The organism is Chamaesiphon sp. OTE_20_metabat_361 (assembly GCF_031364565.1).
The window spans coordinates 1-12665 of sequence record NZ_JANLWO010000139.1 but is presented as its reverse complement, the minus strand read 5'-3'; the positions used below and the strand labels follow the sequence as shown (position 1 = coordinate 12665).

The 12665-nt window shown below is 48.2% G+C and carries 11 protein-coding genes; 6 read left to right on the top strand and 5 right to left on the bottom strand.

Going from position 1 to position 12665, the window contains the following annotated elements; genetic code table 11:
- The first annotated feature begins 193 nt into the window (after window positions 1-193).
- The 5 genes from RMO35_RS03990 to RMO35_RS03970 all read left to right on the top strand — a co-directional run bounded on the left by RMO35_RS03990 (window position 194) and on the right by RMO35_RS03970 (window position 7322).
- Window positions 194-364, top strand: a complete 171-nt coding sequence (locus tag RMO35_RS03990) for a YqaE/Pmp3 family membrane protein (protein WP_309738718.1) — start codon at window positions 194-196, stop codon at window positions 362-364.
- Window positions 365-485: 121 nt separating this feature from the next.
- The gene (locus RMO35_RS03985; RefSeq protein WP_309738717.1) at window positions 486-887 is read left to right on the top strand and encodes a phage holin family protein; all 402 of its coding nucleotides are present in this window, start codon (window positions 486-488) and stop codon (window positions 885-887) included.
- 312 nt (window positions 888-1199) lie between these two features.
- A complete protein-coding gene (locus RMO35_RS03980) occupies window positions 1200-4040 on the top strand; it encodes an MFS transporter (RefSeq protein WP_396134852.1) in 2841 nt (946 codons plus the stop codon).
- Window positions 4041-4132: 92 nt separating this feature from the next.
- Complete coding sequence (locus RMO35_RS03975) at window positions 4133-6844, top strand: HAD-IC family P-type ATPase (RefSeq protein ID WP_309738715.1); 2712 nt, start codon at window positions 4133-4135, stop codon at window positions 6842-6844.
- A 157-nt stretch (window positions 6845-7001) separates the two neighbouring features.
- Window positions 7002-7322, top strand: a complete 321-nt coding sequence (locus tag RMO35_RS03970; protein ID WP_309738714.1) for a hypothetical protein — start codon at window positions 7002-7004, stop codon at window positions 7320-7322.
- 86 nt (window positions 7323-7408) lie between these two features.
- On the opposite strand, the gene RMO35_RS03965 is transcribed toward RMO35_RS03970, so the two are convergent.
- The 3 genes from RMO35_RS03965 to RMO35_RS03955 all read right to left on the bottom strand — a co-directional run bounded on the left by RMO35_RS03965 (window position 7409) and on the right by RMO35_RS03955 (window position 8647).
- Entirely contained in the window at window positions 7409-7636 is a 228-nt protein-coding gene (locus RMO35_RS03965) for a ferredoxin family protein (RefSeq protein ID WP_309738712.1), read from the bottom strand.
- Window positions 7637-7710: 74 nt separating this feature from the next.
- Window positions 7711-7995: an Asp-tRNA(Asn)/Glu-tRNA(Gln) amidotransferase subunit GatC gene (gene gatC / locus RMO35_RS03960; protein ID WP_309738711.1), complete on the bottom strand. Its 285-nt coding sequence runs from the start codon at window positions 7993-7995 to the stop codon at window positions 7711-7713.
- A gap of 130 nt (window positions 7996-8125) precedes the next feature.
- Window positions 8126-8647: a photosystem I assembly protein Ycf3 gene (locus RMO35_RS03955; protein ID WP_309738709.1), complete on the bottom strand. Its 522-nt coding sequence runs from the start codon at window positions 8645-8647 to the stop codon at window positions 8126-8128.
- 405 nt (window positions 8648-9052) lie between these two features.
- Here RMO35_RS03955 and RMO35_RS03950 point away from each other — a divergent pair, with 405 nt between their 5' ends.
- Window positions 9053-9754, top strand: a complete 702-nt coding sequence (locus tag RMO35_RS03950; protein ID WP_309738708.1) for a DUF642 domain-containing protein — start codon at window positions 9053-9055, stop codon at window positions 9752-9754.
- A 307-nt stretch (window positions 9755-10061) separates the two neighbouring features.
- Here the strand turns inward: RMO35_RS03950 and ilvC are convergent, their stop codons facing one another.
- Both ilvC and rodA read right to left on the bottom strand, forming a co-directional pair.
- The gene (ilvC, locus tag RMO35_RS03945) at window positions 10062-11057 is read right to left on the bottom strand and encodes a ketol-acid reductoisomerase (protein ID WP_309738707.1); all 996 of its coding nucleotides are present in this window, start codon (window positions 11055-11057) and stop codon (window positions 10062-10064) included.
- 240 nt (window positions 11058-11297) lie between these two features.
- Window positions 11298-12551 (bottom strand): rod shape-determining protein RodA, encoded by a 1254-nt coding sequence (gene rodA / locus RMO35_RS03940; protein ID WP_309738705.1) that lies wholly within the window; start codon window positions 12549-12551, stop codon window positions 11298-11300.
- Window positions 12552-12665: the final 114 nt, after the last annotated feature.

The following is a 12665-nucleotide window of genomic DNA, read 5'->3' as shown; positions in this document are numbered from 1 at the left end:
GGCGACCACCACCCCACCCCACCCCCCCCCTTAAAAGGGGTTGGTATTAATAACCCCCCCCTTTATATGGGGGTTTGGGGGGAAAACCAACCTAAATCGAAGTCTAGCCGACTTGTACGGGTCAACGACTACGCAGCTACTCAAGTCAGCCCGATCGCTACTCGATATTCATTCATAAAATGGATTAACCACAATGAAAATATTGCCTTTAATACTCGGAATCGTGGTACCGCCAGTAGGTGTTTTTATGACCTACGGAATTGGCCCGACACTGTTTATCAATATTGGCTTAACTTTACTCGGTTGGATTCCCGGCAGCATTCATGCAGTTTGGGCGATCGCCAAGCAAGACCAAGCTTACTAGTGTTTTAGTGGATAGTTTTAGTACTTAAATTTTGAGTCTATTTCTATCAGTTCTACACACTGATTCAAGATAAAAATAAGTCAGTACTTAACTCGCGTTGAGATTTTCAAGGGATAAAAATATGAACAATAATCTAATTGGTTATGCAATGACCACACTAGCCACCGCCCTAGGTTTGCTAGTAATCGATACCATCGTCCCAGGGATCGATATTGCCAATTTTCCAGCCGCACTGTTAGCTGCTGCCGCGATCGGAGGTATCAACTCCACTATTCGCCCCGTGCTGTCGCTACTATCCTTACCGATTAACTTTTTGAGTCTAGGAGCGTTTTCACTAGTAGTCAACGGGATCTGCCTGTGGTTGGCTGCTCTATTTGTACCTGGCTTCGCGATTCACGGCTTAATCAGCTTCTTGGCAGGGCCAGTTGTATTGTCTCTCGCCAGCACTTTCATGAACAACTACTTTGCCGAAAGAAAGCTCTTAAATCCAGCGAGTGATTCTTCAATGGCGATCGAGAAGTAATCTTAATTAACCTAGATTCAAGTTAAGGATATTTGCTCTGCTTTAGCACCGCCTCCGATTGTGTCTTGAACAAGTGCGGTCTTGGGGCTAACGTTACAAAGTCTTCCCAGTAGCGTGGGCAATGCCCACAAAGGTTTCAGGCACAATCTATTTTATAAAAAATTGTGCCTACATACTTAGACCTAAATAAATTTAGCACTTTTATCCCCTAGAAAATCTATTCTGGGTGGATTTTAGGTAGTTTTAATTGCGGCAATAATTCTCTCGGAAAATTATTGAGTTCGACAAATCATTAACCAATAAGAAACAATGATGAACATAATTTTAGCCGCTCGGCTAGCCCAACTGGCACAGATCGAGATCGCGCCGGGGGCATTCGTGGTCGAGAATCCGGCTGCTGCTACTACCAACTCGAACTTAGCACTCGGAGTGCTAGCGGGGATTGCGATGGCATTTGCCTTTCAGTTATTGCTCACCAACCTGTCAGTAGCGCTAGTTGCCTCGCCCGGTACGCCGGATCTGGATAGCGATTCAGATGACGATGAGAGTTTGCTCGATACAGTACGCGGCATCGAAACTAAAGTCGGCATCGGCGTACTCGTGACAGCCTCGATCGCGTTATTTGCCGCGTGTTATTTGGCAGTCAGACTTACACTAGTCGATAGCGCTTTCATTGGGGCGGTTGTGGGTGTGACGATTTGGGCGGTGTATTTTACCGTTGTCATGTGGCTCGGATCGAGTGCTGTCGGGTCGCTGCTCGGCTCGATCGCCAGTACTGCTACCTCCGGTCTGCAAGGGCTAATGGGTACCGCCACCGCCGCTGTGGGTGCCAATGTGGCTAAAAATCAAGCCATCTCTACTGCTGAAGATATTACTGCCGTTGTCCGCCGTGAGTTGACGGCTGGCTTCGATCCGAGCAGCATTCAAAAGACACTCCAAAGCTCATTGAGCGGTCTGAAGCTGCCCGACCTAGATGTAGACAAAATCGGTTCGCAGTTTGAAAAACTGATCCAAGAATCCGATCTCAAAGATCTGGCAAATAGCGATTTACTCAGCAACGTCAATCGCCAAACCTTTGTCGATTTGGTCGGTAGCCGCACCGACTTATCCAAACAAGATCTCAACAAAATTGCCGACAAGCTGGAAAGCACCTGGAAACAAGTGTCGGGTAAAGGTGGTAAAGCCGATGTGCCCAGCCAGTTGCTCGATCTAATTAAGTCAGTCAACCCTGAAGATTTAAACCCTGACGAATTGACGGGCAAACTCCAAACGATCGTCAAAGGTAGCAACCTTGGCGGCGGGAACGGTGGGAGCCTGGTAAACCAAGCATTGCAAGTCGGTTTAAGCACATTGGTTGGTAAGGTAGTCCAAAATGCCAATCTGTCCGATTTAGATGTCGAAAAAGTTGCCACTCAGGTCAACAAAATCAAAGCCGCCGTACTGAGTTCCGCTGACGGTAACAATCCAACTTCAGCAGAGCCATCTGGCTCCACAGAAGAATCGCGACCATTTAGCGTCATCCAAGCAGATCTGCAAGACTACCTGCTCTCTTCTCCCGCCTGGAAACTCAGCCAAGCCAACGTCAAGCAAGAATTCAAAGATGTCGTCTTCGATCCGCAAGCCGATCCTGCGGCAATTCGCCAGCAGCTAGAACCGCTCGATCGCAATTACTTCGTGCAAACCCTCTCAATGCGCGACGATCTCCAGCCAGATAGCATCGAAAGTCTCGCCAACTATTTCGACGAAGCCAAATCAGAAATCTTGGACTCGACTCGCGTCCCCAATTCAGCTTCCGTCCCCGCCCTCGACCTCCAAGCCAAAGCCCAGGAGCTACGGGGTAAAGTTGAAGCCTATCTGCGCGATACCAATCGCGAAGAACTTAATCCCGACGGGATCGAGCGCGATCTCAAAGTTTTATTTGACGATCCTCAAGCTGGCATCGATGCGCTTAAAGAACGGCTGTCGCAATTCGATCGCGATACCTTGGTTCAGCTCTTGAGCCAGCGTCAAGACCTCGATGAAGACCAAATCAATAAAGCGATCGATCGGATCGACAAAGCCCGTCAGAGCGCCCTGGACGCACCGCGCCAACTAACCGAGCAAGCTAAAGCTCAGTACGAAAAAACCACTGCGGCGATCTCCGAATACCTCCGCAAGACCAACCTCTCAGAACTCGACCCAGACGGGATTAAACGCGACCTCCAAACCCTGTTAGATGACCCCAAAGCGGGCGCTGGTGCCCTCCGCGAACGGTTATCTCAAGTCGATCGTGAGACTCTCGTCAAGCTGCTCACCCAGCAAGGCAACCTCACCGAAGAACAGGTCAACCAAAGTGTAGACCAATTGCAATCGGCAATTACTTCGATCGTCAAAGCACCCCGCCGCCTCGCCAGCCGCGCTAAAAAACAAGCAGTAGACTTTGAAGCCAATCTCGAAAACTACCTCCGCAATACCAATAAAGAGGAGTTAAATCCCGATGGTATCAAGCGCGACTTAGGACTATTGCTCAAAGATCCTAGCGCTGGTTTTAATAGCTTAGGCGATCGCGTCAGCAAATTCGATCGAACTACCTTCGTCTCATTGCTGTCCCAACGGGAAGATATCAGCGAATATGAAGCAAACGAGATTGCCGATCGGGTAGAATCGAGCTATAAGTCAATCACCGAACAACTTCAGAAGATCCAACAAACCTTCCAATCCTCGATCGATAGCCTGTTTGGCAAAGTCCGCGACTATCTCAACGGACTCGAACGTCCCGAACTCAACTATGAAGGCATCCAAGCCGACTTCAGCAAGCTGTTTGACGACCCACAAGCCGGATTTGAAGCCCTCGGCGAACGGTTTGGCGAATTCGATCGCGAGACTTTAGTCGCCGTCCTCAGCTCCCGCGAGGATATCTCTGAAGCCGACGCCAATCGGATTATCGACAAAATCGAATCTACCCGCGATGGCGTCCTCCAACGCGCCCAGCAGGTACAACTCGAAGTCAAAAAACGCATCAAAAAGATCCAAAAACAGACGCGCCAACAAGCGATCGAAACTCAAAAGGTCGCCGCCGGAGCTGCATGGTGGTTATTTAGTACGGCGATAACATCGCTAGCCGCCTCCGCCGTCGCCGGGATTATTGCTGTCAAAGGATTTGGTATGCTCTAAATATTAAATCGAGCGCAGTCATCAGAGTAGTTATTACTCTGGTGACTGTTGTGTTTTGAGGATCGATCTAGTTTCTACCAGGATTCAGCACAGTGACAACAACGCTAACCAAGGATTCCAACCCGCCACAGTGGCATTCCCTCCCAGCCACTGAAGCTGCCCAACTGCTCGACACCAATCTCCAAACAGGCTTAAGTATCGCCGATGCCGATCGCCGACACGCCCAATTTGGTGCCAATCAACTAGTTGGTAAAGCCGGAAAAAGTGCTTGGCTGCGGTTTGTCCTCCAATTCAATCAGCCGCTACTGTACATTCTGCTGGCTGCTGGGGTAGTAACAGCCCTATTAGAGGAATGGGTCGATTCTAGCGTGATTTTTGGCGTGACCATTATTAATGCCATTATCGGCTTTGTCCAAGAATCCCAAGCTGAAGGGGCAATCGCGGCCCTCGCCAAGTCCGTAACTACCGAAACAACCCTTATCAGGGACGGTAAAACCCGGAAGATTCCTGCCGAGCAGTTGGTGCCAGGGGATCTCGTCCAGCTTGCAGCGGGGGACAAGATCCCTGCCGATCTGCGGCTGATTGCTGTCAACAATCTCACCGTGGATGAATCGGGATTGACAGGTGAATCAATGCCGATTCAGAAAAACACCACGCCATTAGCCGCGACTACGACATTGGCAGAACGTACCAGCATGGCTTATATGGGCAGTTTGGTTACTTCTGGACAAGGGCAGGGCTTGGTAGTCGCGATCGCCACTGCGACCGAAACCGGGCGGATCTCGCAATTGATGGAGCAGAGCACCGATGTCGAAACGCCGATAACCCGCAAGCTGGGCAAATTTAGTAAAAATTTGCTGTACATCATCTTGGGATTGGCAGTACTGAACTTTATCGTGGCACTGCCCCAAAATGAATCTTGGGTAGAGGTCTTCACTACCACCGTGGCTTTTGCCGTAGCAGCCATCCCGGAAGGCTTGCCTGCGATCGTCACGATTACACTAGCAATCGGCGTTTCGCGCTTGGCAAAACGCAATGCGATCGTCCGCAAGCTAGCAGCCGTCGAAACGCTCGGTAGCACGACCGTCATTTGTTCCGATAAAACCGGAACGCTCACCGAAAATCAGATGACAGTCCAAGCGATCTACGCAGGCGATCGCGACTATACGGTGACGGGGGTTGGCTATGCGCCCGACGGGAAAGTGTTATTGGCAGATCGCCCGATCGTCCAGACGACACCCGCCCTGATTCAATGCCTCACCGCCGGACAGTCGTGCAATGATTCCCATCTCCAATCCCAAGCGGGGCAATACACGATCGTCGGCGATCCTACCGAAGCCGCCTTGATTGTCTCTGCCCAAAAAGCCGGATTAAATCGCCAAGACTCAGACTCTCAACTGCCGAGAATAGATACGATCCCGTTTGAGTCAGCATTTCAGTACATGGCGACCCTGCATCAAACCAACTCCACCGAGCTGTTAATCTATGTCAAAGGATCGATCGAATCGATCCTCCAACGGTGCGATCGCCTCCTCGACGATCGCGGTCAGTTTGCCACTCTAGACAGAGCGAGGATCGAGCGCAAGGTCGATGAAATGGCTCAACAGGGGTTGCGAGTCCTCGCCTTCGCTAGCAAGTCTGTGCCGACCGCACCGCAGCCGCTAGCGCATTCTGACATCGAGCAAGGACTGGTTTTTCTAGGATTGCAAGGGATGATCGATCCACCCCGACCTGCGGCAATTAAAGCGATTCGAGTCTGTCAAGCAGCAGGGATTCAGGTCAAGATGATTACGGGCGACCACATTTTAACTGCCACGGCGATCGCCCGGATGATGCAACTGAGCCAGTCTGAGCCAGAATCCTATACGGGACAAGCACTCAGTCAGATGGACGCACGGAAGTTTGCCCAAGCTGCCTATACGGGTGTCGTCTTTGCGCGGGTGGCTCCAGAGCAGAAATTGCGGCTAGTTGAAGCCCTCCAAGCTCAAGGCGCGATCGTGGCGATGACTGGCGATGGGGTCAACGATGCCCCCGCCCTCAAGCAAGCAGATCTAGGCATTGCGATGGGCATTACTGGTACTGAAGTTGCCAAAGAAGCCGCCGCGATGATCTTAACCGATGATAACTTTGCCTCGATCGCCGCCGCCGTCGAAGAAGGGCGCACGGTGTATCAAAATCTGCTCCGCGCGATCGCCTTCGCCCTCCCAGTCAATGGGGGTGAAGGTTTGACGATTTTGGTAAGCGTACTGTTAGGGCGAGTGTTACCTATTCTGCCATTGCAAATTCTCTGGATTAATATGGTCAGTGCCACTGCTCTAACAGTCCCGCTCGCCTTTGAACCCAAGTCCAAAGACGTGATGAAGTTGCCACCGCGCAACCCCAATGAACCGCTACTCACCCCGCGTCTGCTGCGGCGAATCGCGATAATTTCGCTGTTTAATGTCATCGCCGTTCTTGTTAGTTTTGAATGGGCACAACAAACGATCGGGAATATCGCCGTAGCGCGGACGATGGCTGTCAATACGTTAATCTCTGCCGAAGCCTTTTACCTGCTGAGTATTACGCAATTTGTGCCGTCCCTATTTGCCAGACTCCGCGATCGCCATCACCAGATTGCCTATATGCCCGCGATCGGCATTATCGCCATCCTCGCTTTGCAATGGTTGTTTGTCGAGTGGAGCGTGATGAATCAATTGTTCCAAACAGTACCCCTGAGTTTCGATCGCGCCCTAATTAGCGTTGTTGTCAGCTTACCGATCGTGATTATTGTCAAGCTCCTAAATCGGTTCGACCCGATCGAGTAGCTAAGTAAAAGCATAATCTATCGCCTATTCCATACACCTTTTGATAGAAGGTTTATCACCAACTTCAATGATAATCTTACATTTAAGGTTCGATCGATATCGTCCGATCGATCTTTCAATCCTAATTCATGCCATAAATATACACGTAAAAGATCCCATGAAAAAAATATTGAATTCGATCCAAAACCTATTTGTCAAAAGCTTATGGACAATTGGACTAGCAAGTTTGATCTTGGCTACCAACCTTATCCTACTCCCCTCTAGCTATGCCGCACCGCCAATTGCTCGCGCTAATGAAAAAGTAATTCAACCATTTGAATTGACAAATCCTGCCGCCACTCGTTCGGAAGCATACGATGAGATTGCTAAACTCAATAAAGATCCCAAAGCTCTCATCGAAGCTGAAATGAAAGAAGAGCAAGCCGAAGAAAAAGCCTTCAAGCAAGAACAAAAAGAGATCGAGAGTGCGGGTAAATAATTCTAATAGTCCCCGACTTCTTGGAGAAATCGGGGATCTGAATCAGCAATATCTGCCCACCATCTTAATTTTAGCTAGATTTATTATTATTTAGGAGTGGCTTGCAGATCCGGTCTTTCTTCAGGCAAAATAGCACCTTCGATCGGGCAAACCTGAATACAAATGCCACAGTCGATACAAGTCGAAAAATCAATCCAATACCAATCGGTACCCAACGTATTTTTCCCTGGGCCATCATGAATACAGGCGACGGGACATGCCGCTACACAGTCAGCTATACCTTCACAAACATTGGTAACGATCGAGTGAGCCACAGTTTCTTCTCTCTAATTTTGAGGGCAACAATAATTAATATTAACGTAGATGACATGTCTCGATCGACACGTCTCTAAGTCATAATTTTGGGAACTTTGAAGAAATCAGTTTCGCGATCTGGTGCCGCATCATAGATACCTGCCAAGTTTTCGTACGAAGATCGATCGTCGTGACGGGTAATATTGCTCATATCAATGGCTCTAGTCGTCGGCTCGACATCATTGGTATCGAGTTCGCTCAGTTGTTCAAAGTAGTCGAGAATACTACTCATCTGACCCGCATATTGTTCTTCTTCGTCGGGAGTCAGTTCCAATCGAGCCAAAAGAGCGACTTTGTGTACTTGTTCGCGATCGAGCATGGGTAAGGGGTAAAAGGTAAGGGGTAAGGGGTAAGGGGTAAAAGGTAAAAGGTAAAAGGTAAAAGGTAAAAGGTAATAGAGAGAACATCTAAACTCTATTCACCATCCACCATTCACTATTCACTATCCACTAAAAATAAATATCTATTTGCGATCGTCCGGTAGTTTTGAGCCAGTTTTGGGCTTCGATATAGTTGTTGGGAGCGATTTTGATGGCTTGAATCCAGTATTCGGCGGCTTTGCCCAAGCAAGCTTCACTAGTGGTGAGATCGCCTTCTTCGGCGGCTTTTTCACCTTGATAGTGATAGATGACGGCGATATTATTGAGAGCTTGGCACAGGCGTGAATTGAGTTCGACAGCCTGAGAGTAAAGGTTTAGGGCGCGCGTATGTTCGCCGTTACTCGCGTGGATCAGACCCATATTGTACAAAATATAGCTGCGATCGTAGTCGTTTTCTTCGAGTCGAAGGGCTTCTTCGTAGTTGTCTAGAGCTTCGGCGTATTCACCATCGGCTTGCGCGGACATGCCATCGCGATAGTAGACAAAGGCTTCTTTAGCACGTTTGTTGGTAGGCATGATCTTGAGTAAGATATCTGCCATGACGGTAAAGCTTTTGTCGATGAAGTTATCGTTCTTCTGGGTTCTTGGCATAAGAGTTAAATTAAATAATCATTAGTAATCGATAATTGAGTGGCGATCGGCACCCATCATCTATTTTACCGTTCTGGGAAATGAAACCAAGGGCTAGTAACAATTCTCTTTAGTTAGCCAGCCTCTGTAGCGGTCTCACTAATATTTTTAGAGTCGCTACCTAAAAATATTGCGAGCGTAGATCGAAAGCCAATATCGATACTTATTATAATCGTCCAGATCCTTGTCCTCCCAACCTCATACGATTTCTGGATTCGACAAACTACATTGGCGTGTGAATTTTAGTCTCTTGGCAGGGTATACTGATGTTAGATTAGAATTTAGCCTTTTGTAGTATGGTATTCTTGTACTATTCTAGCAATCGAGTTTCACCTCCCCCGATATCCATTACAAGGAATTAAATAAATGCGTATCATTGATAGCTTCGCAATTGCATCATTGCTCACAGTAGGTTTTACAGCTCCATCTTTAGCTGCGACTATTGCTAACGGTAGTTTTGAAACACCAGCATTGTCACCCGGTGGCGCGCAAGGTTTTGCCGCTGGAAGTAGTATTGGTGGTTGGAATGTTTTAGGTGGTGGAGTTGTGCTATTAGAAACCACCTATAGCGAGTCAGCTCCTAATAGTATTAACGCATTTACAGCGGCAGAAGGTTTTAATAGTCTCGACCTGACTGGTTCTGGTAATACAGGAACTGATAGTGGTGTAGAACAAGCGATTGCTACCAACGCTGGTGAAGTTTATCGTTTGGCCTTCTCTGTTGGTGCTGCTAACGGTGGCCCAGTGTACCAAACACCCTCAAGCTTAGGACTGAGTATTGATAGTGGTTCAAGAATCGCATTCACAAACTCTACATTCTCCGCAGGTACTGTAAATTGGCAGTCGTATTTCTATGACTTTACTGCGACATCCGGATCTACCTCGATCGCTTTTTTAAACAGTACATTAGACAACAATTTCGTAGGTCTGGACAACGTTCAAATTTCGACCATATCTTCTGCTGCCAGCGTCCCTGAGCCTTTCACCATTATTGGTTCTATCGTTGGGGGTAGCGCAGCATTCCGGATGAGAAAGAAACTAAAGTCTAACTCTACCGACAAAAACTAGAATCTAGACATCCAACTCATCAATAATAAATAAACCCTCTCTTAACAATTGCTAAGAGGGGGTTTATTATTAGCTCAGAGATCTCAACACGATCTTGGTGACTAGAATTAGCGAGCGCAGTGCGAGCATCTACACCGATCTGCTCATTCTCGAATTTTGCTAGCTGCCATCGCGACCTGGGAGCATCCCAATTTTTATTAGTTTGCTAAATAATAAGTTTCTCTCAAGCCAGACTTGAGGAAATGCGGCGATCGAGACTAGTTTATCTTTAGGGATTGTAAAAAGTGGGATGATACCTTACCCCAGTTTAGTTTTTCTTCAACCAGCTAAACATCGCGCGGAGATCCTTACCGACTGATTCGATTTGGTGCTCGGCTTCCAAGCGACGGACGGCAGTGAAACCAGCATTGCCAGATTGTTTTTCGAGGATAAATTCGCGGGCAAATTGTCCCGATTGAATTTCACTCAAGATCTTCTTCATCTCTAGCTTAGTCGCATCGTTGACAATCCGGGGGCCGCGCGTGTAGTCGCCATATTCAGCCGTATTCGAGATGCTACTCCGCATCTCTGCCAAGCCACCAACGACAACGAGATCGACGATCAGTTTAACTTCGTGGAGGCACTCAAAATAGGCGAGTTCGGGTTGATAACCTGCTTCGACGAGCGTTTCAAATCCGGCTTTAATTAAGGCGCTTAAGCCGCCACATAATACTGCCTGTTCGCCAAAAAGGTCGGTTTCGGTTTCTTCGCGGAACGTAGTTTCGAGGATACCCGCTCGGGTACCACCAACGCCTTTAGCATAAGCCATCGCTCGATCGCGCGCTTGACCGGAAGCATCTTGATAGACAGCAAATAAAGCAGGTACCCCTTGACCTTTTTGGTACTCGTAGCGCACCGTATGTCCGGGGCTTTTGGGTGCGACCATGATGACATCGACATCTGCTGGTGGCAAGACTTGCCCGAAGTGAATGTTAAATCCGTGGGCAAAAGCCAGCGTTTTACCCGCGCTCAGGTTTGGTTTAATCTCTTTTTCATAAATTTCCCGCTGGACTTCATCGGGCAGCAAAATCATAATCAAGTCTGCGGCGGCTGATGCTTCGGCGACTGTTTTGACGACTAAACCTTCGGCTTCGGCTTTGGCTGCCGATTTACTACCTGGGTAGAGACCGATAATTACTTTGACGCCACTATCTTTCAGGTTGAGAGCGTGAGCGTGACCTTGGGAACCATAACCGATAATTGCTACAGTTTTGCCGTTTAATAGGTCTAAATTAGCATCGGCATCATAATACATCTTGGCCACGATCGATCTCTCCTTAACCTGTAATTATCTCTAATATTTCCTACTCTAGCGTTACCAGCGAGTGTATATTCACTCGCCATGTATTGCCGCAGGCAAAGCATTTTACCATGTCACGGTAGAGCGATCGCGATCTTTAGGTTTTAGGTTTTAGGTTTTAGGTTTTAGGTTTTAGGGAATAAAATGTGCCCCCGTCTCCCCGTCCCCCCGTCCCCCAACTCCCAACTCCCAACTCCCATCTCCCTACAAACTAAATTTCCGACGGTAATTAGCGACAGATTCTACCAACCCGATCGCGATAAAATTGGTAATTAGTGCCGAGCCACCATAGCTGATCCACGGTAATGGTATCCCTGTTACGGGGGCAATCCCGATCGTCATGCTGATATTGACAATCACTTGAAAACCAATCATCGCAAATACGCCAATCGCCAGCAGCGAGCCAAAATTATTAGGCGCTTGACAGGCGACTCGGAGCAACCGCCAGCAGAACAAGAAAAAAGTTGCCAGCAAACAAATCGCGCCGACAAAACCCAGTTCTTCCCCGATCGACGAAAAGATAAAATCGGTATGCTGTTCGGGGATAAAATTGAGCTGCGTCTGGGTACCTTGATGGAGTCCCTGTCCCCAAAACTCTCCTGCTCCGATCGCAATTCGGGATTGAATTAAGTGATACCCAGCACCGAGCGGATATTTCTCAGGATTGAGAAAGACGATCAGACGGTCTTTTTGATATTCTTTGAGAATATGCCAAAATACCTGTCCGAGTAAACCAAAGCCAATATTCACCCCGAATGCCACTACAGAACTCACCCATCGCCAAGGCAATGTCAACCAGCCAACTACCCCCATCAAGACCGCCCAAATAATCCACAGGGGGATACTCAAGCTGTACAAAATTGCTGCCATCAGCGGCGATACGAGTAGCACCAGCCAGCCGGGATTGGCATTCGCCCAGTACAACATTCCCAGCGAGATCGCCCCAAATACCAAAGATGTCCCCAAATCTGGCTGAATAAATACCAACAACCAGGGTGGAACGGTAATTGCCAATGCCCGGAGAAATGTCGGCAGGGTATTCGCTGGACGACGATGTAAAATTGCTGCCAACGTAATAATCAGCGCCACTTTGGCAAACTCTGATGGCTGGACTGTCAGCCCTGCAATATTAATCCATCGTTGCGCCCCCTTGGCACTATTGCCTAGAAAGTCAACCGCCACTAGCAAACCAATACTCAAACCATAAGTAACCCAGTGCCAGCGCAGTAAATGATTGTAAGAGATCCGGGCGATTCCCAATGCGATCGCTAAACCAATTCCACCCACCAACCAGTGTTGCAGCCAATGAACCACTGGTTGATTTAACTCGGTACTGTGAATCATCACACCGCCAAAGAAAGTTAAACCTACAGTCATCAGCAATAGCAGCCAGTCCATCTGTTGCCAATGAATAAACAGATCTCGCCAGGGCGATCGATTTGATGAGGATTTGTACATGGGAAATTGGGGAAAGGGGAATGGGTAGCGGGTAGGGGGAAATGGGAAATGGGGGAAGAGGTAAAAGGTAAAAGGTAAAAGGTAAAAGGTAAAAAGTAATGGGTAATAATGGAC